General features: G+C 67.0%; 22 protein-coding genes and 1 pseudogene. 14 read left to right on the top strand and 9 right to left on the bottom strand.

The window, feature by feature from the left end; all coding sequences use genetic code 11:
• Positions 1–109: 109 nt before the first annotated feature.
• Complete coding sequence (locus ACLIVD_RS19685; protein ID WP_491930481.1) at positions 110–1,414, bottom strand: PucR family transcriptional regulator; 1,305 nt, start codon at positions 1,412–1,414, stop codon at positions 110–112.
• Between the two features lie 116 nt (positions 1,415–1,530).
• Here ACLIVD_RS19685 and ACLIVD_RS19680 point away from each other — a divergent pair, with 116 nt between their 5' ends.
• The 9 genes and pseudogenes from ACLIVD_RS19680 (at position 1,531) to ACLIVD_RS19640 (ending at position 13,352) form a co-directional block, all read left to right on the top strand.
• Positions 1,531–3,159, top strand: coding sequence for a long-chain fatty acid--CoA ligase (locus ACLIVD_RS19680; RefSeq protein ID WP_491930480.1), 1,629 nt, complete (start codon positions 1,531–1,533; stop codon positions 3,157–3,159).
• 50 nt (positions 3,160–3,209) lie between these two features.
• Positions 3,210–3,809 carry a hypothetical protein gene (locus ACLIVD_RS19675; RefSeq protein ID WP_283334170.1) on the top strand — a complete coding sequence of 200 codons (600 nt, stop codon included), beginning with the start codon at positions 3,210–3,212 and terminating at the stop codon, positions 3,807–3,809.
• Between the two features lie 172 nt (positions 3,810–3,981).
• Positions 3,982–5,677: pseudogene (locus ACLIVD_RS19670) on the top strand (PHA/PHB synthase family protein).
• Between the two features lie 20 nt (positions 5,678–5,697).
• Complete coding sequence (locus ACLIVD_RS19665) at positions 5,698–6,150, top strand: MaoC family dehydratase (protein WP_491930479.1); 453 nt, start codon at positions 5,698–5,700, stop codon at positions 6,148–6,150.
• Positions 6,147–6,962 carry an alpha/beta fold hydrolase gene (locus ACLIVD_RS19660; RefSeq protein WP_491930478.1) on the top strand — a complete coding sequence of 272 codons (816 nt, stop codon included), beginning with the start codon at positions 6,147–6,149 and terminating at the stop codon, positions 6,960–6,962. Before ACLIVD_RS19665 ends, ACLIVD_RS19660 begins: the two co-directional genes overlap by 4 nt.
• 409 nt (positions 6,963–7,371) lie before the next feature.
• Positions 7,372–8,163, top strand: coding sequence for a diguanylate cyclase domain-containing protein (locus ACLIVD_RS19655; RefSeq protein WP_491930477.1), 792 nt, complete (start codon positions 7,372–7,374; stop codon positions 8,161–8,163).
• Positions 8,164–8,573: 410 nt separating this feature from the next.
• Positions 8,574–11,612: a Kelch repeat-containing protein gene (locus ACLIVD_RS19650; RefSeq protein WP_491930476.1), complete on the top strand. Its 3,039-nt coding sequence runs from the start codon at positions 8,574–8,576 to the stop codon at positions 11,610–11,612.
• A 148-nt stretch (positions 11,613–11,760) separates the two neighbouring features.
• Positions 11,761–12,153, top strand: coding sequence for a hypothetical protein (locus tag ACLIVD_RS19645; protein WP_491932901.1), 393 nt, complete (start codon positions 11,761–11,763; stop codon positions 12,151–12,153).
• Positions 12,154–12,239: 86 nt separating this feature from the next.
• Positions 12,240–13,352, top strand: coding sequence for a CapA family protein (locus ACLIVD_RS19640; protein ID WP_491930475.1), 1,113 nt, complete (start codon positions 12,240–12,242; stop codon positions 13,350–13,352).
• Positions 13,353–13,418: 66 nt separating this feature from the next.
• On the opposite strand, the gene ACLIVD_RS19635 is transcribed toward ACLIVD_RS19640, so the two are convergent.
• Complete coding sequence (locus ACLIVD_RS19635) at positions 13,419–13,607, bottom strand: hypothetical protein (RefSeq protein ID WP_009472838.1); 189 nt, start codon at positions 13,605–13,607, stop codon at positions 13,419–13,421.
• Between the two features lie 166 nt (positions 13,608–13,773).
• Between ACLIVD_RS19635 and ACLIVD_RS19630 the strand changes: the two genes are divergently transcribed.
• The gene (locus ACLIVD_RS19630; RefSeq protein WP_491930474.1) at positions 13,774–15,018 is read left to right on the top strand and encodes a serine/threonine-protein kinase; all 1,245 of its coding nucleotides are present in this window, start codon (positions 13,774–13,776) and stop codon (positions 15,016–15,018) included.
• A 4-nt stretch (positions 15,019–15,022) separates the two neighbouring features.
• On the opposite strand, the gene ACLIVD_RS19625 is transcribed toward ACLIVD_RS19630, so the two are convergent.
• Positions 15,023–15,907 (bottom strand): poly-gamma-glutamate hydrolase family protein, encoded by an 885-nt coding sequence (locus ACLIVD_RS19625; RefSeq protein WP_348539671.1) that lies wholly within the window; start codon positions 15,905–15,907, stop codon positions 15,023–15,025.
• A gap of 166 nt (positions 15,908–16,073) precedes the next feature.
• Here ACLIVD_RS19625 and ACLIVD_RS19620 point away from each other — a divergent pair, with 166 nt between their 5' ends.
• Together ACLIVD_RS19620 and ACLIVD_RS19615 are read left to right on the top strand one after the other, a co-directional pair.
• On the top strand, positions 16,074–16,439 hold the full coding sequence (locus ACLIVD_RS19620; protein WP_011593566.1) for a DsrE family protein: 366 nt from the start codon (positions 16,074–16,076) through the stop codon (positions 16,437–16,439).
• 92 nt (positions 16,440–16,531) lie between these two features.
• Positions 16,532–17,506, top strand: a complete 975-nt coding sequence (locus tag ACLIVD_RS19615; RefSeq protein ID WP_491930473.1) for a nucleoside hydrolase — start codon at positions 16,532–16,534, stop codon at positions 17,504–17,506.
• A gap of 273 nt (positions 17,507–17,779) precedes the next feature.
• On the opposite strand, the gene ACLIVD_RS19610 is transcribed toward ACLIVD_RS19615, so the two are convergent.
• Both ACLIVD_RS19610 and ACLIVD_RS19605 read right to left on the bottom strand, forming a co-directional pair.
• The gene (locus ACLIVD_RS19610; RefSeq protein WP_491930471.1) at positions 17,780–18,493 is read right to left on the bottom strand and encodes a thioredoxin-like domain-containing protein; all 714 of its coding nucleotides are present in this window, start codon (positions 18,491–18,493) and stop codon (positions 17,780–17,782) included.
• A gap of 103 nt (positions 18,494–18,596) precedes the next feature.
• Positions 18,597–18,767 carry an FCD domain-containing protein gene (locus tag ACLIVD_RS19605; RefSeq protein WP_491930470.1) on the bottom strand — a complete coding sequence of 57 codons (171 nt, stop codon included), beginning with the start codon at positions 18,765–18,767 and terminating at the stop codon, positions 18,597–18,599.
• Between the two features lie 169 nt (positions 18,768–18,936).
• On the opposite strand from ACLIVD_RS19605, the gene ACLIVD_RS19600 reads away from it, so the two are divergent.
• A complete protein-coding gene (locus ACLIVD_RS19600) occupies positions 18,937–19,074 on the top strand; it encodes a hypothetical protein (RefSeq protein ID WP_491930469.1) in 138 nt (45 codons plus the stop codon).
• Between the two features lie 38 nt (positions 19,075–19,112).
• Here ACLIVD_RS19600 and ACLIVD_RS19595 read toward each other — a convergent pair whose 3' ends face one another.
• The 4 genes from ACLIVD_RS19595 to ACLIVD_RS19580 form a co-directional block, all read right to left on the bottom strand.
• On the bottom strand, positions 19,113–19,349 hold the full coding sequence (locus ACLIVD_RS19595) for a hypothetical protein (RefSeq protein WP_491930468.1): 237 nt from the start codon (positions 19,347–19,349) through the stop codon (positions 19,113–19,115).
• 20 nt (positions 19,350–19,369) lie between these two features.
• Positions 19,370–19,564 carry a hypothetical protein gene (locus ACLIVD_RS19590; RefSeq protein WP_105413888.1) on the bottom strand — a complete coding sequence of 65 codons (195 nt, stop codon included), beginning with the start codon at positions 19,562–19,564 and terminating at the stop codon, positions 19,370–19,372.
• Between the two features lie 92 nt (positions 19,565–19,656).
• Positions 19,657–19,983, bottom strand: a complete 327-nt coding sequence (locus tag ACLIVD_RS19585) for a hypothetical protein (RefSeq protein WP_280784239.1) — start codon at positions 19,981–19,983, stop codon at positions 19,657–19,659.
• A 381-nt stretch (positions 19,984–20,364) separates the two neighbouring features.
• The gene (locus tag ACLIVD_RS19580) at positions 20,365–20,847 is read right to left on the bottom strand and encodes a DUF1707 SHOCT-like domain-containing protein (protein ID WP_317571835.1); all 483 of its coding nucleotides are present in this window, start codon (positions 20,845–20,847) and stop codon (positions 20,365–20,367) included.
• A 105-nt stretch (positions 20,848–20,952) separates the two neighbouring features.
• Between ACLIVD_RS19580 and ACLIVD_RS19575 the strand changes: the two genes are divergently transcribed.
• On the top strand, positions 20,953–21,480 hold the full coding sequence (locus ACLIVD_RS19575) for a PadR family transcriptional regulator (RefSeq protein ID WP_491930467.1): 528 nt from the start codon (positions 20,953–20,955) through the stop codon (positions 21,478–21,480).
• Positions 21,481–21,491: the final 11 nt, after the last annotated feature.

Raw genomic sequence — 21,491 nt, 5'->3', positions numbered from 1 at the left:
AGGCTGACACCCATCGGAATTATCCGATGGGTGTCGGCGCATTCCCAGGCTATGCCGCACCCAGCTACTGACGAATGTGCTTCCCCCAGTAGATGTGTCGGATATTTTCCTAGTCGATGCCGGGTGCGGAGCGGTCGGTATCCGATGCCTCACCGACGAGCTCGGCGAGGGCGAGTGCGACGCGCAGCTCGAGGGTGCGCTTGTCCACGGACCGTCCCAGTATTTCTTCGGCTTGCCGGAGCCGGTAGCTGACGGTGTTCTCGTGAACGCTGAGTCGTTTCGCCGTTCGGCCGCGGCTGCCGTTTTCGGAGAGGTAGACGCGTACCGTCGCGGCGAGCCGGCGGGTGGTGTCGTCCCCCAATGCCAATGAACCGAGCTCGCGTTCAACGAAGGCGCGGGCATGGTCGAGGTCTGCTGTGGCGAGCGAGCGCAGTGAGATGTCGTCGTATCGGGTGATGCTGCCCGCGGGGCGCCCGGCCAGCTGGGCGACTCGCTGCGCTTGCAGGGCCTCGGCATGGCTGGCGCGAAACCCTGCGATGCCGCGGGCGGGCTCGCCGATCGAGACGCGGACGCCGGGCGCTGTCGCGGTCCGCAGCCGCAGCTCGTCCAGGACCCGGGACGGCACGACGGATGTGGAGCTGATCCACGCTGCAACGGAAAGTATTCCGAGGGGATGGATGAGGGTCTTGCGGCTGCCGAGTGCGGTGGCGATGTCGCGGATGGCGGCCTCGAGCACGGTGAGGGTGTCGCGTCCCTCCTCCTGGCTGTCGAGCCAGGCGATGGCGCCGAGGTGCACCCGGCCCAGTTCGTGGCGCAGCCGCCGGCCCGCCACGTCGATGTCGATGGGCTGTCCGGACAGGATCGTTCTGATCGTCTCGGCCTGGGTGGCGGCGGTGCTGCGCAGCCAACGATCGCGTTCGGCGGCGTAGACCTCCTCGACCAGGCAGAGCGCGGCGTCGACATACGCGAACAGCCACGCCGACAACAGTTCGTTCGCGCGGTTCAGCTCGTCCGCGTCGGCCGCGTGGTTCGCGAGGATCGCGTTGAGGTGCGCAGACGTTGCGGCGTGGCCGAGCCGGTAGCTGCGTAGCAAGGTGGTCAGTGGTATGCCGTGCCTTGCACCGTCCTGCGCGTAGGCGAGGGTCGCCGAGCCGAGGCTGGCGGCGTCCGCGGGGTCTTCGCCGGACTGCAGCACCTCGGCGAAGAGGCGGATACTCACTTCGGTGCTCGCCCGGTTCACCTCCAACGCCTCCGCGTTGGCGAGGAGTTCGGGCAGCCGCTCGCTCGTGTAGGCGGCGACCGCGTCGGCGAGCTCGGGGGCACGGGCGGCGAGTTCGACGGCCGCGGGTTGCAGGACCGTCGACCACAGCCGTCGCTCGCGCTCACCGCGGGCGCCCACCCAGCCGGGTTCCATGCATCTCACGCTATCGCTGCGCGTGTGGCGGTGGTGTGGATATTCGACAACAGCGGACCGGTTTGTTGGCGCGCACGGACAAGCACTCGATGGCCCTGGCCAGCGACTATTGATGCATGCCAAACAACGGAACCGAGCAGCTCCTCACCGGGGCCAGTATGGACGACTACCCGCTGACCCTGACGAGCATCGTCGAGCGCGCCGAGCGGTTTCACACCGACCGAGAGGTGGTGTCGCTTCGGCCCTCGGGCACGATCACCCGCACCACCCTCGGCGCCTGCGCCGGGCGCGCTCGGCGCCTGGCCGGCGCGCTGACCGGGATCGGTGTCCGCGAAGGGGACCGGGTGGCGACCCTGCTGTGGAACCAGAGCGAACACCTCGAGCTGTACTTCGCGGTCCCGGCCATGGGCGCGGTCATCCACACGTTGAACCCCCGGCTGTTCTCCGACGAGCTCGCCTTCATCGTCGACGACGCGCAGGACACGGTGATCGTCGTCGACGAATCACTGCTGGAGGTGTTCGACACCTTCCGCGCCGGGCACGATTTCGCCCACATCATCGTCGTCACGCACACCGGCCAGGCCCCCGCGGGAATGCTCGACTACGAAACGCTGGTCGCGGACGGTGAGCCGGTGCAGTGGCCGGAGCTCGACGAACGCCATTCGGCGGCAATGTGTTACACGTCGGGCACCACCGGCCGACCGAAGGGCGTCACCTACACGCACCGGGCCCTGGTGCTCCATTCCCTGGTCGCGGCGCTGCCCGACCAGCTGGCGGTCTCGGCACGGGACACGATCCTGCCGGTCGTCCCGATGTTCCACGCGAACGCCTGGGGCCTGCCGTATGCAGCGGCTCTGGCCGGAGCGCGGCTGGTCCTGCCCGGGCCGCGTCTGGACCCGCACAGTGTGCTCGGCCTGCTCGCCGACGAGCACGTGACGATGACCGCCGGGGTCCCCACCGTGTGGATGGGCATGCTCGCCGCGATCGACGCCGAACCCGACCGATGGGACCTGTCGGCCCTGGACCGCTTGGTCGTCGGCGGCGCAGCGGTGCCCCAGTCGATGTTCGAGGGATACGACCGGCACGGGCTGACCGTCATCCAGGCCTGGGGAATGACCGAAACCGCACCGCTGGGCACGGTGTGCCGACTGCCGGGCAGCCTCGACGAAAGCGAGGCGGACGACCAGTACCGGTACCGCACCCGACAGGGCATCGCCAGCCCCTTCTTCGACATCCGCGCCCGCGACGACGACGGCCGGCTCATCGCGTGGGACGACGCCGCCATGGGCGAGCTCGAGGTCCGCGGCCCCTGGGTCGCGGCGAGCTACCACCGCGGCAAGGGCGCCGACAGCTTCACCGCCGACGGCTGGTTCAAGACCGGAGACGTGGTCCGCATCGACAGCCGTGGGTGCGTCCGGATCTGCGACCGGTCCAAGGACCTCGTCAAGTCCGGGGGCGAGTGGATCTCCTCCGTCGACCTGGAAAACCAGCTCATGAATCATCCCGCGGTCGCCCAGGCAGCAGTCATCGCCATACCCGACGACCGGTGGGGCGAGCGCCCCCTCGCAGTCGTCGCACTGCGCGCCGGGGCCGAAACCTGCGCGGACGAGCTACGTGAACACCTTGCCCAGGAGTTCGCCAAGTGGCAGTTGCCGGACCGCATCGAGTTCGTGGACGCGGTCCCCTGCACCGCCACCGGAAAGTTCAAGAAGACCGCACTACGCGACCAATTCACCTCAGCCTGAACAACCACCCCACCCCAGGGTCGACCGACCCGCAACAGAAGGAACCCACCATGAGCCGCTTCGACATCACCCAGACCAACCGCGCCGTCGAACGATTGATCGAAACGACCGACAACAAGCGCCACCTCTACCTCCTGCACGCCTACAACCGTCACCGCTACCTGGAAATGGCCGGACGCTTCGAGGAAATCTTCGCCCCCGACATGACTGTCGCCAACCCCGTCTACCACTTCAACCTGCTCGGCACCACCACCACATTGGAGGGCGCCGACGCCGTCAAGGAGGTCTACCGCGAGTGGACCGGCACGGCCCAGTGCGTGTTCTACGTGGACGACGAGAAGCTTGCGGTCAGCGACCACATGATCGTCTCGACCTCGACGATGTACCAGCAGACCCCCGGCAGTGTCCTCGCGGCCGGCGGGGCACCCGTCGACCCCGACGCCACCTACCTGATGAAGTCCGCCGAGCACATGATCTGGCCCTACGACGACCAGGGCCGCCTGATCGGCGAGGACGTGTGGGAGTACGACGAATCGGTCCGCGAGATCATCGCACTCGATCCGAGCGAGGTCCTCACCGTCGAGCAGTCCGCCGCGCTGCTCGCACCGCTCATCAAGCCCCTTCCAGCGTTGAACCCGTTCACCGCCTGACACAAGCGCACGAACATCGCGGTTCCCCTTCGACGACCAAGTCGTTCATCGACGGGGGACCGTGAGCGAGGTTGCGATGCGCAGGCTCATCCCCCGCCGGCCACGGACGTTCGCCAATGAACGCGTGTCCGAACTACACGACATCGCAGTCCCCGCAATCGAAAGCGCACCAGTGACGTTGACAACCCCGATCACCAGTCCCGACGAGCACGCAGCACCGCTCGACCTCCTGCTCACCAACTCCACCCGCGGTATCGCCGGCCGAATGCTCCCGCGCGGCCCGCTGACCCGGCTCGGCGTCAGCCTCGCCAAGCAGCCCCGCACCCTCGCCGGACGAGGCTCCCTCCTCGCCCGCGAACTGGGGGCCATTGCGACCGGCAAGTCCGCACGGGTTCCCGCGAAGAGCGACAAACGTTTCGCCGACCCGGCGTGGCACGGCTCCCTTGCTGAAGCGGACCATGCAGGCCTACCTGGCGGCGGCCGACACCGCCGACGCCGTGTTCACGGACGCGGACCTGGACTGGCGGGACTCGGAGAAGGTGCGGTTCGCCCTCGACAACCTCGTCGAGGGTCTGGCACCGACCAACAATCCGTTGCTCAGCCCCCTCGGGTGGAAGGCGCTGATCGATACCGGCGGTCTGAGCGCGATCCGCGGACTGAAAGCCTTCGCCAGGGACATGGCCTCCCACCCCCGGGTCCCCGCGATGGTCGACCCGGACGCCTTCGCGGTCGGGGAAACCGTGGCCACCACCAAGGGGGCGGTGGTGCTGCAGACCCGGGCGTTCGAGCTGATCCACTACGCACCGCAGACCCCGGCGGTGCACGCGGTCCCGCTGCTGGTGGTGCCGCCGGTGATCAACAAGTACTACATCGTCGACATCGCCCCCGGCCGCAGCATGATCGAACATTTCCTGCAGCAGGGCCAGCAAGTCTTCACGATCTCCTGGCGCAACCCGCAGGCCCGGCACCGCGATTGGGGCTTCGACACCTACGGCGCCGCGATCATCGAGGCACTCGATGCGGTGCAGACGATCGCCGGGACCGACAGTGCGCACCTGCTCGCCACCTGCTCGGGCGGCATCCTCGCGGCCATGGTCGCCGCGCACCTCACCGACATCGGGGAGGGCGAGCGGATCGCGAGCCTCGCGCTGGCGGTGACCGTGCTGGATCAGACCAACGCCGGTTTCGCTGCCGCCGCGATGAGCGACCGCGCGGCCCAGGCCGCCATCCGCACCTCCGCCGCCAAGGGCTACCTCGACGGCCGCACGATGGCCGAACTCTTCGCGTGGCTGCGGCCGACCGACCTCGTGTGGCGGTACTGGGTCAACAACTACGTCCAGGGCCGCTCACCCGCCGCGTTCGACGTGCTGTTCTGGAACTCCGACACCACCAGAATGGCGGCCGCCCTGCACAAGGACATGGTGCTGCTGGGGACCGGGAACAAGCTGGCCACTCCCGGAGCGGTCACCATGCTGGGGACGCCGGTCGACCTGTCCACCGTGACCGCAGACTCCTACATCGTCAGCGGGATCGCCGATCACATCTCCCCGTGGCAAGCCTGCTACCGCAGCGCACAAATGCTCGGCGGCAAGGACAACCGATTCGTTCTCTCGACCAACGGGCACATCGCGGCCCTGGTCAATCCGCCGGGCAACCCGAAGGCCTCGTTCCGGGTCGGCCGGGTCGACGAGTCGACACCCGAGGAGTGGTTCGAGTCGTCGGAGAAGACCAGCGACTCCTGGTGGTCCGACTACACCGGCTGGCTCGCCGACCGCAGCGGCCCGCAGATCGAGGCGCCGCACACCCTCGGCGGCCGCGACCTCCCCCCGCTCGCGCCTGCTCCCGGCACCTACGTACACCACAACTGACCTCCGACCGAAAGACCACGATGACCACCCATCTCGACACCCCCACCGCCCTCTTGGATCTGTCCGGACACACACTCGGCACGACCAACTGGCTCGACATCACCCAAGATCAGGTGAACCGCTTCGCCGACGCCACCGACGATCACCAATGGATTCACACCGATCCCGCCCGTGCGGCCGAGGGCCCGTTCGGCGGCACCATCGCCCACGGCTACCTCACGTTGTCACTCGCACCGATGGTCCTGGCGGAAGTCCTCGAGATCGACGACACCACGGCCGCTCTCAACTACGGCCTCAACAAGGTCCGCTTCCCCGCCCCGGTACCGGTCGGAGCGCGGCTGCGCGCCACGGTCACCGTCACCTCCGCCCAGCAGAAACCCGCCGGCATCGAGACGGTGTTCGGACTCACGTACGAGGTCGAAGGCGGCGGGCGCCCGGCCTGCATAGCCGACGTCGTCGTGCTCTACCGGTGACGGCCGCCCACCCCGGGCCCGTCGAAGAGAGCCATATCGCGGCGGGCGGCCAGCGCATCAGGGTCAGCGTCCGCCGCGGCACCGGGGTGCCGGTCGTCTTGTGCAACGGCATCGGCGCCAGCTACGAGGTGCTCGACCCCCTTGTCGCGCAGCTCGACCCCGATACCACCGTCATCCGATTCGACGTCCCCGGCACCGGCGGATCACCGGTGTCCCTGGTGCCGTACGGCTTTCCGTACCTCGCCTGGATGCTGGGCCGGATCCTGACCCGGCTGGGCGTCGGCGTGGTCGACGTCCTCGGTCTGTCCTGGGGTGGGGCGCTGGCACAGCAGTTCGCGTTCCAGAATCCGCGGCGCTGCAGGCGCCTGGTCATGGTTGCCTCCGGGACCGGCATGCTCATGATCCCCGGCCACCCCCAGATCCTGGTCAAGATGCTCACACCCCGCAGATTCCGCGACCCCGACTATGCGGCGTCCATCGCCGGCGACCTCTACGGCGGCACCGCCCGCACGCAAAAAGACGACGTCGCCCAACTCTTCCTGAAGCAACTCCACCCCGGATCGAAAATCGGCTACACGCACCAACTCCTCGCGGGATCGGTCTGGACAAGCCTGCCGACACTACCGGCAATACGACAACGGACGCTGATCATCGCCGGAGCCGACGACCCCATCATTCCCGTCGTCAACGCGCACATCATGAAAACGCTTCTCCCACACGCCACCCTGCACCTCCACGACGGCGGACACATCGACCTGATCACCAACGCCACCGAACTCGCCCCAGTGATCGACACATTCCGTCATACCTAAGAAACCAGCGGTAGCAGCAATACGGAGGGGACGACCGCGCCGGACAGGATGCCGAAGCCGATCTGTTGGCACACCAGGAGGACGACGGTCCCGCGCCGATCGCACCGACTCGGGCGAACGGAGCCATTCTTCATCCCCTCAACCGCTATTGGAGGTCGGCGTAAGGTGTGAAACACCTCATTTGCTCGATCGTGCGAAGCGGTGTGGGCGGTGTCGAATCATCGCATTGCCGGTCCTGAAGACGACGAGCTCTACCAACCAGCCGCGGCCTGTGGTGATCGGTTTCTGATCAACGGCCGGGACTGGGGCGGCGGGTTCTCGTTGGTCGAGCACCGTTTGCCGCCGAGGGTGCTTGCGGCTCCGTTGCACAGGCGCATTGATGGGTGTGCAGTGCTCGTCGATCGCGCGGATGTCAGAAGGCGGCGAACTCGCCGTGCTGGCCTATCGGGGACCCGAGCCCTCGCCGACGACGTTCGCCCCGGGAAGGGGTTCGCAACCCGGGTATGCCGCTGCCAGCGGGTCGGTCATCGTGTGCGCCGATCGGGTCCACGAGACCCGATTCTCCACGGCCGGGATGATCGGGCGCGGGCTGCACAGCGGGGTGTGCGTTCCGATCGGCTCCGAAGCGGTGTGGGGTGTGTTGACCGCGCACAGTCGTCGTCCTCGCGAATACACCGACCGTGACCTGACCTTTCTGCGCTCGGTGACGGCGGTGCTGTCCGCGGCGATCCGCCGCATCGAGGCCGAAGCCGCGTTGGTGCACCAGAGCTTGCACGATCCGCTGACCGGGTTACCGAACCGCGCGCCGGCCCGCCGTCGGCTCGACGAGGCCCTGGTCGCCGCGCCGCGCGGCGGCACGCGCGTTGCGCTGTTGTTGGTCGATCTAGACGACTTCCAGGTCGTCAACGACAGCCTCGGCCATGCCGGCGGCGACGACGCGCTGATCGTTCTGGCCAGGCATCTGCGGTCGGCGGTGCGCCCGGGCGATACCGTTGCCCGCCTCGGCGGTGACGAATTCGTGGTGGTGTGTGAGGACGTCGCAGGTGCAACGGAGGGGGTGGCAATTGCCGCCCGGATCACCGGAAGCCTCGCCGACCTGACCCGGGCCGAATCTCCCGACTGGCCGATCAGTGCCAGTATCGGTGTCGCACTGTCCGATCCGGAGTGCACCCGCGAAGAACTCGTCCGCCGGGCGGACTAGGATGTATCGGACGAAAGCTGCGGGGCCGGGCGGTTACGCGCTCTACGACGGCACCTTCTAGGGCGGCAGCAGAGCCCGGCCGGTGCACTGCGGCCGACGTGGCAGGAAGTCGCGGCCGCCGATAGGCACCCTAGGGAGGGGAAATTGTCATCTTGACGCGGCTCCCGACCCGTCGAATACTTTCTGGACAGGGCGGATCCCGTCGACCTACGACGAAAAGACTCCGCGCTTCGCCCTTGTGACAGAAAGATATTCGCGTCGTCGACTGCTCGTGAACGCATCGGCGTGTCAGGTCGACCTGCATCAGAGGTGAAAGCGATGAACACGAGTGTGCACGTCGGCACGAAGCCTGCCCAGCTCGGCGTGCGTCCCCGCGACGTCGTGGACGTCGGACGGAATTGAGGCGCCCGATGGCCGATTTCGACTCAGATGCGACCCAGGTGGCGTCGGTCCGTGCGGTCGGCCGCGGGATCGTGGCCGAATTGGACGCTGCCGGGTTCGCAGGTGCCGAGGAGGTCGGCCGGGGCGGGTTCGGTGTCGTGTACCGCTGCCTGCAGCGTTCGCTGGGGCGAATCGTGGCGATCAAGGTGCTGACATCGGACCTGGACCCCGAGAACCGCGAACGCTTCCTGCGGGAGGGGTACGCGATGGGTGGGCTCTCCGGTCACCCGAACATCGTCAACATACTGCAGGTCGGCGTGACCGACGCCGGTCGACCGTACATCGTCATGCACTATCACCCCCGTGATTCACTGGCGGTCCAGATACGCCGGGAAGGTCAGCTGCCCTGGCCGGAGGCGATCAGCATCGGGGTGAAGCTGGCGGGAGCCTTGGAGACGGCGCACCGGACCGGCACGCTGCATCGCGACATCAAACCCGCGAACATCCTTCTCACCGCCTACGGCGAGCCGCAGCTCACCGATTTCGGCATCGCGCACATCGCCGGCGGGTACGAAACGGCCACCGGCGGGTTTACCGGGTCACTGGCATTCACCGCACCAGAGGTGCTGAACGGGGAATCGCCGACCGCGAGGTCCGACGTCTACGGACTGGGCGCGACGATATTTTCACTGATCGCGGGGAGGGCGGCGTTCGAGCGGAAGACCGGTGAGGAACTCGTTGCGCAATTCGTGAGGATCAGCAGCCAACCGGTGCCGGACCTGCGCGCCCAGGGCATCCCGGACGGCGTGTGCACCGTGATCGAGAGGGCGATGGCGACGAATCCCGCTGCTCGGCCGGGGTCCGCCGAGGAGTTCGGACACGAACTCCAAGCCGCTCAGCGACGCATCGGACTGCGTTCGGACGCGATGGCGCTTGCACCCCGGGAGGCCGCGCAGGCGACCGAGGAGCACCCGTCGGATTCCGGTGCCGATGGATACCGTCGAATCCGCTACGAAGGTTCGGACAGCGGTCAGCGTCCGTGGGGCGAACCGACCCAGCAGCTCCAGCCGGATTCTCATCCGTCGGGACCGCCGTTCTGGCCGCCGAATGGCCCGCCGCCCTGGCCGCCGACCGGAGAATCGGGCAGCATCGGAGAGTCCCGCACAGGTCGGCGCGCGGTCCTGACCGTCCTGGCACTGGTCGTCGCGCTGGTGCTGGCTGGCGGCGGGTACCTCGTGCTTCGAGAAACCACCGGCCCAGGCACCGCACGACCTACCGTCCAGGACGCCGGCGCTTCTCCTGCCGTCGACCCGACCGCGGCGTGGCGACCGGTCGAGGATGCCCGTGTTGCCCGCCAGCAGACGGCAACGACAGTCGCGGACGGGACGATCTGGGTCTTCGGAGGGTTGGACGACAACGGCGTCTCCGCCCAGCAGGAGGGCTATGACCCGGCCATCGACACCTGGAAGGCCGGCCCCGACCTTCCGGTCCCGCTCAACCATGCGATGGCTGTCACCTACAACGACGAACCCGTACTGATCGGCGGTTGGAAAGCGGAAGGTCAGAACCTGACCGCGGTCGACTCCGATCGGGTGATGGCCATGCGAGACGGCGGGTGGGTGGACCTGCCGCCGCTGAACGCACCGCGGGCGGCTGGGGCCGCGGCCGTGGTCGGCGACAAGATCGTGGTCACCGGGGGACAGGCGAACGGTCAACTGGTGGCGACGACCGAGGTGTTCGACGGTACGAAGTGGACGACGGTCGCGCCTGTCCCCACGCCACGGGAGCATCTGGCCGGGGTGTCGGACGGGACGTACTTCTATGCGATCGGTGGGCGGGATCTGGCGTCGGATCAGAACACCGCCTCGGTGGAACGGTTCGATCCCGCCGCGGGAACGTGGACGACGTTGCCGGCCATGCCCACTCCTCGCGGCGGGCTCGGTGCGGTGTTCATCGACGGCCGCATCGTCACGGTTGGTGGTGAAGAACCGACTCGCGTGCTGTCGACGGTCGAGGCCTACGACGTGGTGGCCGGAACGTGGTCGCAATTGCCGGCCCTGCGCACACCGCGGCACGGGATGGCGGTCGGCGCGGTCGGAAACACGGTGTATGCCGTCGGCGGCGGTATCAAACCGACACACGCCGAATCGACTGCTGTGTCCGAGGCCCTCCAGCTCGCGCCACGCAAGACCCAGTGGGCGCCGGCGTGGCGTCCGCTGAAGGATGCACCGATCGCCCGTCAGCAGACGGCGACGGCCGTCGCGGACGGCACGATCTGGGTGCTCGGCGGACTCGACAATGCGGGGTCGACCCCGAAGGTCGAGGGGAACGACCCCGCCATCGACACCTGGAAGGCGGGCCCCGACCTTCCGGTTCCCCTCAATCACGCGATGGCCGTCGAGTACGGGGGCGAGTTGGTGGTCCTCGGAGGCTGGGTGCCGGAAGGCCCGAACCTCACCGGGATCACGTCGGACCGGGTGCTCGCGCTGCGGAACGGCAAGTGGGTGGATTTGGCGCCGATGAACGAGCCGCGGTCGGCTGGGGCCGCGGCCGTGGTCGGCGACAAGATCGTGGTCGCCGGGGGACAGGCGGACGGCGCGTTGGTGCCGACGACCGAGGTGTTCGACGGCACGAAGTGGACGACCGTCTCGGATATCCCGACCGATCGGGAGCATCTGGCCGGGGTGTCGGACGGGACGTACTTCTATGCGATCGGTGGACGGGATCTGGCGTCGGACCAGAACACCGCAGCCGTCGAACGGTTCGATCCCGCCGCGGGAACGTGGACGACGTTGACCGCCATGCCCACTCCTCGCGGTGGGCTCGGTGCTGCGTTCATCGACGGCCGCATCGTCGCGGTCGGTGGTGAACAGCCGACCAAGGTGCTGTCGACCGTCGAGGCCTACGACGTCGACTCCGGCACCTGGTCACCGTTACCACCCATGCCCACGGGAGCTCACGGGATGTCCGTTGCGACGGTCGGTCACACCGTCTACGCCATCGGAGGTGCGTTGCGGCCCACCCATGCGGAGTCCACCGCGACTGCACAGGCACTGGATTTCTGGTGAGAGTGCCTGCGCGGACGGGTCGATCTTCCACCGGTCACGCACGCTGAATGTCTTCTGTCCCTGTAGTTGTGCTCAGTAGAGGGGGACTAGACTTGTCGTGGGAGGGGCGAGTTTCGCAGGATGCGGGCCGGGTAGGAAGTGGTTCGTGATGAAGGTGACGGCGAAGGCCACCCGTTGTGGCGGCTGGTGGGTGGTGGAGGTCCCGGGAGTCGAGGCCTATCTCGCCCGGGCGCGGCGGCTCGATCAGGTTTCTGCCATGGTGGCGGATGCTGTGCATCTGGTCGAGGATGTGCCGGCCGAGGACATCGAGGTTGTCCTCGACTACGAGATCGGGGATTCGGCGGCGCTCATGGAGGCCCGAGCGGCCCACTTGCAGGTCGAGTCCGCCGCCCACGCGCAGGAATGTGCAGCGCGGGCCTCGCGGGCCGCGGTGGTGCATCTGCGCCGATCGGGGCTTTCGGTGCGTGATATCGGCGTCATCCTCGAGCTGAGCCCGCAACGGGTCTCCCAGCTCGACCGCGCCGGCGCTCGTACCCGATGACAGTGCGAGCGACGGGTGCATACTCTGGGCCGTGAAGTCGGTCTCCGAGTGTGGTCCCGGTACTCGTGCTGTCGCTGAGGATTTCGATGTCCGACACCCTCACGATGTTCCTCGCCGGCGACGTGATGACCGGTAGGGGCGTCGATCAGATCCTCCCCTTTCCCGGCGACCCGGAGTTGAAGGAGCGTTGCGTCCGCGATGCCCGCGAGTACGTCGCGTTGGCGGAGAAGCGAAATGGTCGGATCCCCGGCCCCGTCGGGTTCGGGTGGCCGTGGGGTGAGGCGTTGCCGATCCTCGACGCGGCGGCACCCGACGCCCGCGTCGTCAACCTCGAAACGACCGTCACCACGTGTGCTCGATTCGCGTCCAAGGGAATCAACTACAGAATGCATCCGTCGAACCTGGGGGTGCTCACCGCTGCGCGGATCGACGTCTGCGTACTGGCGAACAATCACCTACTCGACTTCGGCGCCGATGGTCTCGTGGAGACCCTCGACGTGCTGACCCACAACGGCGTGCGGACCGTCGGAGCGGGGCGCACCGTGGCGCAGGCGTGGTGTCCCGTGGTCGTGGGGGGCGGAACGGGTCGTCGGCTGTTGATCTGGGCGGCAGGTATGTCGTCGAGCGGGGTCTCGCCGCACGGGGCGGCCCGCCGGGACCGGCCGGGTGTCGCGTACCTTTCCGAACCCACCGCCGCCGAGGCAGACCATGTCCTCGACCGGACGCGGCTGATACGGAAGAACACGGACGTGGTGGTGGTCTCTCTGCACTGGGGTTCGAACTGGGGATACGACGTGCCGGATGCGCATGTCGAATTCGCGCATCGGCTCGTCGACGGTGGTGTCGACGTGGTCTTCGGGCACTCGTCTCACCACCCGCGGCCGGTCGAGATCTACCGCGGCCACCCGATCCTGTACGGCTGCGGCGACCTGATCAACGACTACGAGGGCATCGGGGGACACGAAGGCTACCGCGACGATCTGCGGCTGCTCTACCTGGTGACGCTGGACGCGCGCACGCACGAACTGCTCGAGCTACGAATGGTGCCGATGAGATCTCGGCAGATGCAACTGCAACGCGCGTCGACACGTGACACCGAATGGCTGCGGCGGGTCCTCGACGGGATCAGCCGCGGCTTCGGCACCCGCATCGATGCAGGCGACGACGTCCTCGTCGCCCGCGCGAGGCACGCGAAGTAGAGACCGTCGGGGTACCTTCCGCGGTGCCCGAGTCGAAATCGGACGCCGCCGAAGAGTGGAATCAGGTTACCGATCAGCGTCGACGCCGCCGCGAATCCAGTGCTGGATCCGCCAGATCACGTTGTACAGATTCCACGGTGCGACGTCGTAGGTGTCCCACGGCTGACCGACGTGTGCGGTCCATTCGGGAATCCGCCCACAACAGATCCGGTGATCGAACACGGAATAGAGTGCATTGCAGAATGCAGTACGCATCAGGCTTCTCCTGAGTCGGGGCGGTCCCGGACCGGGACTAGCCTAGGTGCGTTCTGCGCATACGAGCACACTACCGGGCTCCAACGAGAACCTATGGCCCCCACCGCCTAGAATTTCGGGTGCACGGACCCGCAGACGCGGCAATTTCGATCGGCGGAGAGTGGCAATGCAAGTTGGAGCGCTATTCGGGAGATACCGGCTGGACCGTTCGCTGACGGTGGATGTGAGCGGCGAGGTCTGGGCGGCGTTCGACACCGTCACGTCCCGGCAGGTCGTGGTGCGGGTGCTGCCGCCGGATGCTACCGAGGACGACGAATTCTGCGAACGATTCGAACGGGATGTCGGGATCGCGGCGCAGATCCGGAACCCGCACATAGTGCCGATCCACGATTTCGGGCAGATCGGAAACCGACTCTTTCTCGCAACGCCGACGACGCAGGGAACGAACCTGCGGACGATCCTCCAGACCACCGGGCCGATGGAGGTATCACGGGCGGTCGGCGTTGTCGAGCAACTGGCGTCGGCGCTGGAAGCCGTGGGCGCGGCCGGGTTGGTCGAGCAGGAAGTGTCGTCGGCGAATGTGATCGTGCAGGACGGCGGACTGATCCAGCTCACCGACGTAGGGCTCCCCACGATTCTCGGGGCCGCATCGGGCGTCTACGGCCTGACCTGTGTGTTGTACGAGTGCCTCACCGGCGAGGCGTTCCCGACCTCGGCGGTCCCGACGCCGCCCGTCGGCATGGCCGCCGTGATCGCACGCGGGACGGCGGTCGACCCCGCGCGCCGCTATCGGTCGGCGGGCGAACTCGCCGCCGCCGCCCGCGTCGCGGCGCCACCGCAACAGCCTGCCGTCGAGCCCGCTCCCGCGACCCCTCCGATCGACCGGAACCGCCGCCTGATCGTCGCCGGACTTGCGCTCGCCGCGATCATCGCTGTCGCTATTGTCGGTGGCCTGATCATCGGGTCGGGAACATCATCGCCCCACGTTGCCGTGCCTACGCCGTCGTCGAGCGCGGCCGGGCCGGTATCGCCGTCGTCGTCACCGACCGCCATGGCGAACCCGACCGCTGCCGAGCAGGTGCCGCCGGTGCAAGCACCAGCACCGACTCAGGCGCCGGTGGCGGAGGCTCCCATTCAGGAGGAGGCCATACCGACACCGGCGCCGCAATCGCCACCGGTGGTGCCGGCACCCGCACCGCCTCCGGGAGCGTTCGCTCCGCAGGTGCTGCCGTGCTACCCGGGTTACGAGCACACTCCGCCCCCGGACGGTCCGTGTCTCCCGCCCGGCTCGCCACCGGCGAATGCCCCTGCACCCGCGCCGGCCCCTGCCCCGCAGGTGCTGCCGTGCTACCCGGGATACGAGCACACCCCGCCCCCGGATGGGCCGTGCTGGGCTCCCGCGGGCCCGTGAAGTCTCACCGACGATTGTCGGTGGCGATCCAGGTGTCGTAGACCTCGCTGACTGCTGCGGCGATCGCCGGACCGTGCAGTGTCCGCGCGGCTCGTGATTGTTCGATTTGGATTCCGCCGGCAGCGTCGATGGTCAGGCGGTTGACGAGGTTGGATGGGGATTCACCGCTATGTCGTTCTCCGGGTTCGGCGACCCGAACACAGATTCCGCTTCCGTCGAGTGCCTTCGCGATCGCGTTCCGGACGTCCGCCTTGAGCCGCGCGGGAGCGAGGCCGCCGATGAGGACGTCGTTTCCTCGGTAGCCGTGAAACGACAGCGCCCACCGGAATCGTCTCGCCGACAGGGAGCGTAGAAGCGGAAAGCTGTGCACGCTGAGATCAGTCGAGGAAATGTGCCATGCCCGGTAGGCATTGCCTACCGGTCGCCACCCTTTACACACCCACAGCGTCGAATCGCGTGATCCCAGCGAAGCGACGACCTGTTCGGCCTGCTGATCCGTTCGGGTTTCGATCGCGCCACCGTGCGGTGCCAGGACCACGAGACGGTGATGTCGCCCGTCGTCTTCGAGCCGCTCGATGAACTCACCCCCGATTTCGGCCTCTTCCTCGGTCATCGCGGAGGCGGTGCACCGACGGTCGAGAATCACCGTCTGTCCCGGCGCCGCGCCGAGCCGACGACAGCCACCCTCCGTTATCCCGATGGTGTCGATCTCTTCCACATCGGTATCCGGGATCAAAGTGAACAGTGCGGTCGTTTCCCCGTGGCTCACGCGAGCCTGTTGACGCGGCTCCGCTCCCATCCGAGTCAACATCCGCGGGTGAATCCCGATACGTTCGCCGGCGGATGCCCTGGTGGAGTGATCGTGACGGACTGCGAGGCGCAAAGGCATCGAAACCTGCTGAAACGAACGATGTTCGAACACCCTTTCAGGTTAGGCTCGAATCTGTTGTGGGTGCGGTCGAAACAACTAAACCGCCATCGATCTCGACGGGCGAATCCGGTGACTCGATGAAGCCCCCTTGTCGGCAGTCCTCGCGCGGCGAAGACTCGAATCCATGAGTAATAAAGCAGTGGTCAGTCTCACCACCGGTCTCGAGGACGCCGAGAAGGTGACGGTTGCGTTTCTGGTCGCGGTCGGCGCGGCAGAACAACAGCGCGAGACGCTGATGTTTCTCACGAAAGAAGCGGTACGGCTCGCGCTCGACGGCACGATTCAGGGCGTGGCCTGCGAAGGTTGTCCGCCGCTTCCCGATCTGGCGGCACGATTCGCGACCGCGGGCGGCATCTACATGGTGTGTCCGATCTGCTTCGAGGCCAAGCACCTCGACAAAGACGCGCTGGTATCCAATGCCGAACTCGCCGGGACGGTACCGATGTGGAAGTGGATCGGCGACGAAGGGGCGGTGACCTTCAGCTATTGACCGACGGAACGGGCGGGAGCCGGGTCCAGTTACACTGCGCGCGAGGGTGATCGAGTCGATTCGATCAGGGATCACGGGGGACAGGACCGGCAGTGACCGACCGTTACGTACTCGTCGACACCGACGCCGGCGTCGACGACGCGCTTGCATTGCTCACCATTGCACAGCACGCCGGAACCGAAATCGTCGGTGTCGGAACCGTGTTCGGGAACTGCACCGAAATGCAGGCCGCGCGGAACGCCCTCACCGTTCTGTCCGTCGCCGGCATGCGTGGCGTTCCGGTGTGCGTCGGACAACCACGCCCAGGGCCACCACCTGCCACCAGCTCCCCACACGGACTCGACGGACTCGGGGACCGCGGATATCGGCCACCACCGGGCGTGGGCCCGGCGTCCGAGTCCGCCGTCGATCAACTGCTCCGCGTCGCGCAGGACCGGCCCGGTGCAGTGGACCTGCTGTGCCTGGGTCCGCTGGCCAACATCGCCGCCGCTGTCACATGCGACCCACGGATCCTGACCCGCTTCCGTTCGGTCACCATCATGGGCGGCATGGGACCCGTCTCCCGTAGAGACGTCGTGGCCGCAGAACAACCACAATTCCTCGAGAAAGGTGACACCAATACCAACCACGATCCAGTCGCGGCCACGGTGGTTGCTGCAGCGCCTGGGCAGATTACTTGGGTGGGAATGAATGTCACCGGCCGACTCCGATTGGCCTGGGCCGATCTCGTCGCTCGTTCCGCGGTGGGAAAGACGGCGACGTTCGTCCGCGACATCACCGAGGACTATCACCGGTACTGCACGGGCACATATCGCTCCGAGGACCCGATCTACACCGCGCACGATTCCGGCGCGGCCGCCGTGATGCTCGAGCCCACGGTGGTGCTGTCCGCCGTCGGCGCCCAACCCCAGGTGCTCCACGAGGACGGCCGGGCCGCGGTGTGGGGCATCGCTCCAGCGCAGGGCCCGGCACACCGATTCGTGACCGACCTCGATTTCCGTTCGATCGGTGAGCGGATCACCGCCGCGCTCGACGCAGATCTTCCCCAGCCGGGCACGACCGGCTAGCAGTGCCCGTGTTCGACGGCGTCGACGCCCTCATGCGGAGGCGTCGAGCAGATGCAGTTCCTCCGCCACGATCAGATCGACCTCCTCGCTGGTCAGTCCGGACAACAGATGTGCCGCCAACATCGCTCTCACCTCCTCATGTGCTCCTACTTATTCGTCGAATCGGCGATCGCGATATCGACAAGTCGGGCACATTTTCGGTAGGTGAATTTCGGCGTCGAACGCGGGAACCCGATCTCGACCGAAGTGGTGTGGGAACGTCTGCGGACGCGGCTACTCGCCGGCGACCGGAACGGCGTCCGCACCCGGTGCGGAGGGATCGAACGGTGGCGGATCGGCCGGGTCGAATCCACCCCGCACCGTCGAGCAGGTTGCCCCCGGTTCCGGGTAGGTGTTCGGGTTCTGTCGCAACGCGGTGAGGAAGTCGGAGATCCGCGGATCGGTTACGTCGTCGAGTTTCAGTTGGTGACCCCACGACTGCAGGGACACCGCCAAGTCGAGACCGGGGTACGGCGACATCAGGGTGTACGGTTCGCCGTCGACGTTCGCTGCCAGAGCCGCGATGTCGTCGTCGTCCAGCCGGTCCGGATCATAGGTCACCCACACGGCGCCGTGCTCGAGGGAGTGCACGGCGTTCTCGCTGCGGATCGCTTCGGGATAGACAATGCCGGTGCAGGTTGCCCAGTACTGGTCGTGTGCACCGCCGAACGGGGGACTCTGGTCGTAGGCCACCCGCTGCGGTGCCTGCACATGGGCGGCGGGCGGATAGTCGACGGTGACGACCCCTTCGATTCCCAGTGACGGATCAGGATTGTCCGCGCTCGGCGAGAAGTCGCGGGCTTCGTCGTCGGCTCCGGAAGTCAGCACGTAGGCGACGACGGCGACCGCTGCCACGACGACCACCACGACCGCCAGTAGCAACCAGGGCAGGCGCCGCCGCCCTGCGGACGGTCGAGATTTCGGGTCCACACTGCGGTCGTTCGTCATTGCCGATCCTTCGTCTCACCGGGCGCCCTGACCGCGCATCCCCATCTGCGAAGCATGGTAGTAGACGGTGAGGCAACGCCCGGTTCCGCGATGACCTGGCGATCTACCGGCGGGCCATTGCTGCGATACGCAGATCGCGGGTCCGCGCCTGGTGGGCGATCATCAGGATCCGCGCCTTCTCGGCGTCGCCGCTCTGCACGGCGGTCAGGATCTCGCGGTGTTCCGTTTCGATCTGCTGCAGATTGGAGGAGGCCTGGGCTTCCTCCGCGTCCACAACCGGGCAACGTCTCCGGTAGCGGTGTACGGGACCGTCCGAGTCCGCGCCGATGGTCTCCGGTGTAGACGTCGCGGAAGTGTCTCGAACACAACGTATTCGGTGCGCCGGGACGATTCATCCGCGATGCCCGCGAGAACCACCTCGTTTCGGATTCGAGGACATCCGCGTGAAGCACATCGAGATTCACGGGGTGGAACAGCCGACGGCCGACTCATTGGCTGCGAAATTCGAGGCGTCCTGCCCGATCTACAACACCATCAGGCGGGAAAGTGGAATCGAGTTGACCGTCACTGCCCACTCCTAGCTGGAGTCCTTCGTTCGGACGTGGGTGCCGCAGGAGGTTCAGAGTGACGGGCGCGGGCGGGAGATCGCGGTGTCGATCACGGCGAAGATGTCGCGCTGTTGAACCGTGCCGCCTGCGCCGGCCGTCTGGGCCGCCTCGATCAGATCATCGATGAGGCTGTCGAACAGTAGCGCCGTACGAGGGTCGGTTCGGTGGCCGGGATCGTCGAAGGCATGCAGCGCATCGACCGCGTCGCGGTACCGGCCCAGCCCGTCGGGCGCCGCGCTCACCTGCATCGTTTGCACGTTCATCGTGCTCAGCTCCGAACCATGCTGTTGGACAGCCGGGCTTCGTTCACTGCTCGACTGGCGGGATCGCAGCGGTACTGACCGGTCGTGGTGTGCCGGTAGCCCGGGCCATCCTTGACGACGGCGTGCCCGCAGTAGCGGCATTCGTGACCGGACTGCCCGATGCGGATGGTTTCGATGGTTGGGTACGTGTTGGTGCTCATTGTTCTCGTTCGTCGGTGTGGTGGGTGGTCTGTGACAGTGGGGTTGAACGACTCGGGTGGACTTCGCGGGGCCACTGCCGTAGGCGGCCGCGTCATGCGTATTCGGCGAGGGGTGCGGCCGAACCGACGTGGGCGCGCTCCAATGCCTCCCAGACGAGGTCGTAGCGCTTGAGGGTCATCTCGTCCGCGTTCGCCAGAAGGGCGTCGAGGAGGGAGTGTGGGTCGTCCTGCCAGGAGTTCAGCGCGGCCGCGACGGTTCTGTTGGTGAACAGACCCGACTGAGCAAGGGCGTGACTCCACTCGTCGAACAGACCGCTGTAGATGCGTTCGACGGCGTCGTGGTCGAATCCCTCGGCGACGAAATCACGCGCGAAGGTTGCCGTGACGTAATCACCGCAGGTAATCGGTTCTGCATTCATCGGTGCGAGCACCCTCCGTCAGTGGCGGCGTCGGACCAGCGGGCGACCCCGGTTTCGTGAGTATGAGACAGGTCACATCGTCGCGCACTGCGGGGAGATGGCGCATCGGCCGTTTCACCGGGGGGTATACCTATCTTCTGGTCCTCGCGGCCCTCGTCGGGCGGGGATACGGACCATTCTGCCTGGTCACGGCCTCTCGGCGCCGTGCACCAGATCTCACCCCCGAGGCCATCGAGGGTGTTCCAGCCCGCTGGGGCACTCACCCGGGCGGCATGTATGCGCGGCTGCGGGCGCACGGTGCCACCCACGATCCGACCCTGGACCGCGCTTTTCGCCGGGTGACCGACGGGCCGGGGCGCTACGCCGTTCGTCCGCGGAGATTCAGCGACTCGCGGCGACTCTGGTCCGGTCGTCGTGCAACGCATCGGTGATCCTGCTGCACCCGCCCTCGCGCCTGAGCACCGTCCTGCCCAGCAGCACCAAACCCCACGGGCCTATCACCCATATCGGCCAGGGGTAGATCATCACGCCGGTAGCGAGCGAGACGATGCCCCAGATCGCGATGTTGATTCCTCCGGCGGCGAGCCAGGCGAGCCACTCGATCCGCTGGTGACCCGGGATGCGACGACGCGAGGGGTGGGCCGCCGGTGCCACGGGCCGCGCGAGGGCAACTGGCGGGGGTGCCGACGGAAGATCACGCAACACCTGATGCGCCTGCTGCTGGGTCGTCGACTGGTACACCTGTGCCACCCGCTGGTCGAACTCGCCGATGGTCAGTCGCCCCTCGGTGAGATGCCGCCCGAGCTCACCGACGACCTGCTCACGTTCGGAATCGGATATCCGGATGTTGTCCGCGTACTGCATCGGACCCTCCTCAGCGATGACATTCCACTGTGGAATGTCGCTTCTCACTATGATCGATATGCCACAGTGGAATGTCAACCCCCCGACTGCGCGAAGGACCGTGCCATGGCAGAACGTCCCCTCAACGCCACTGCGGCATCGCTCCTCGGGTTCCTGCACGAGGGATCGAAAACCGGGTGGGACCTGGTCGTCACCGCGCAGGAACGCATCGGCAAGTTCTGGTCGATCACGACCAGCCAGGTGTATCGGGAGCTCGTCGCGATGGAGCGTGCCGGGTTGGTCGAGGCGGGGGAACGGGGCGCCCGAGAGCGCAAGCCCTACACGCTCACCGAGGACGGTCGCCGGGCGTTTTCGGAGTGGATCGAGCGCGACCCCGGCCCGGAGAACATCCGTTATCCGATGCTGCTCACCGTCGCGTTCGGCGCGCACCTTCCGCCCGAACGGTTGGCCGCGATGCTGGACTCGCACCGGGCAGCGCACGAGCGTCAGCTCGCCGAGTACGAGCGTGACGCCGTGGTCCACGGTTCCAACCGATTCGCCATGGCCACGCTCGACTTCGGCATCGTGTACGAACGTGCAGTACTCGAATGGTTCGATCGCGTCGGGAACCGGCTGGGCCAGGGAAGTCGCTGATAGCCGCGCTG

The organism is Rhodococcus sp. G6(2025) (assembly GCF_058628105.1).
Note: the sequence above shows the minus strand (reverse complement) of the source record. Positions and strands in the feature narration are given on the sequence as shown.

What these genes read in the sequence shown, in the direction of transcription:
- ACLIVD_RS19645 (WP_491932901.1), top strand. Translation starts at nt 11,761, where the DNA reads ATGAAGGTGACGGCGAAGGCCACCCGTTGTGGCGGCTGGTGGGTGGTG.
- ACLIVD_RS19685 (WP_491930481.1), bottom strand. Translation starts at nt 1,414, where the DNA reads ATGGAACCCGGCTGGGTGGGCGCCCGCGGTGAGCGCGAGCGACGGCTG.
- ACLIVD_RS19640 (WP_491930475.1), top strand. Translation starts at nt 12,240, where the DNA reads ATGTCCGACACCCTCACGATGTTCCTCGCCGGCGACGTGATGACCGGT.
- ACLIVD_RS19610 (WP_491930471.1), bottom strand. Translation starts at nt 18,493, where the DNA reads ATGACGAACGACCGCAGTGTGGACCCGAAATCTCGACCGTCCGCAGGG.
- ACLIVD_RS19620 (WP_011593566.1), top strand. Translation starts at nt 16,074, where the DNA reads ATGAGTAATAAAGCAGTGGTCAGTCTCACCACCGGTCTCGAGGACGCC.
- ACLIVD_RS19680 (WP_491930480.1), top strand. Translation starts at nt 1,531, where the DNA reads ATGCCAAACAACGGAACCGAGCAGCTCCTCACCGGGGCCAGTATGGAC.
- ACLIVD_RS19580 (WP_317571835.1), bottom strand. Translation starts at nt 20,847, where the DNA reads ATGCAGTACGCGGACAACATCCGGATATCCGATTCCGAACGTGAGCAG.
- ACLIVD_RS19655 (WP_491930477.1), top strand. Translation starts at nt 7,372, where the DNA reads ATGTCAGAAGGCGGCGAACTCGCCGTGCTGGCCTATCGGGGACCCGAG.
- ACLIVD_RS19675 (WP_283334170.1), top strand. Translation starts at nt 3,210, where the DNA reads ATGAGCCGCTTCGACATCACCCAGACCAACCGCGCCGTCGAACGATTG.
- ACLIVD_RS19575 (WP_491930467.1), top strand. Translation starts at nt 20,953, where the DNA reads ATGGCAGAACGTCCCCTCAACGCCACTGCGGCATCGCTCCTCGGGTTC.
- ACLIVD_RS19635 (WP_009472838.1), bottom strand. Translation starts at nt 13,607, where the DNA reads ATGCGTACTGCATTCTGCAATGCACTCTATTCCGTGTTCGATCACCGG.
- ACLIVD_RS19665 (WP_491930479.1), top strand. Translation starts at nt 5,698, where the DNA reads ATGACCACCCATCTCGACACCCCCACCGCCCTCTTGGATCTGTCCGGA.
- ACLIVD_RS19630 (WP_491930474.1), top strand. Translation starts at nt 13,774, where the DNA reads ATGCAAGTTGGAGCGCTATTCGGGAGATACCGGCTGGACCGTTCGCTG.
- ACLIVD_RS19625 (WP_348539671.1), bottom strand. Translation starts at nt 15,907, where the DNA reads ATGCCTTTGCGCCTCGCAGTCCGTCACGATCACTCCACCAGGGCATCC.
- ACLIVD_RS19650 (WP_491930476.1), top strand. Translation starts at nt 8,574, where the DNA reads ATGGCCGATTTCGACTCAGATGCGACCCAGGTGGCGTCGGTCCGTGCG.
- ACLIVD_RS19585 (WP_280784239.1), bottom strand. Translation starts at nt 19,983, where the DNA reads ATGAATGCAGAACCGATTACCTGCGGTGATTACGTCACGGCAACCTTC.
- ACLIVD_RS19590 (WP_105413888.1), bottom strand. Translation starts at nt 19,564, where the DNA reads ATGAGCACCAACACGTACCCAACCATCGAAACCATCCGCATCGGGCAG.
- ACLIVD_RS19595 (WP_491930468.1), bottom strand. Translation starts at nt 19,349, where the DNA reads ATGCAGGTGAGCGCGGCGCCCGACGGGCTGGGCCGGTACCGCGACGCG.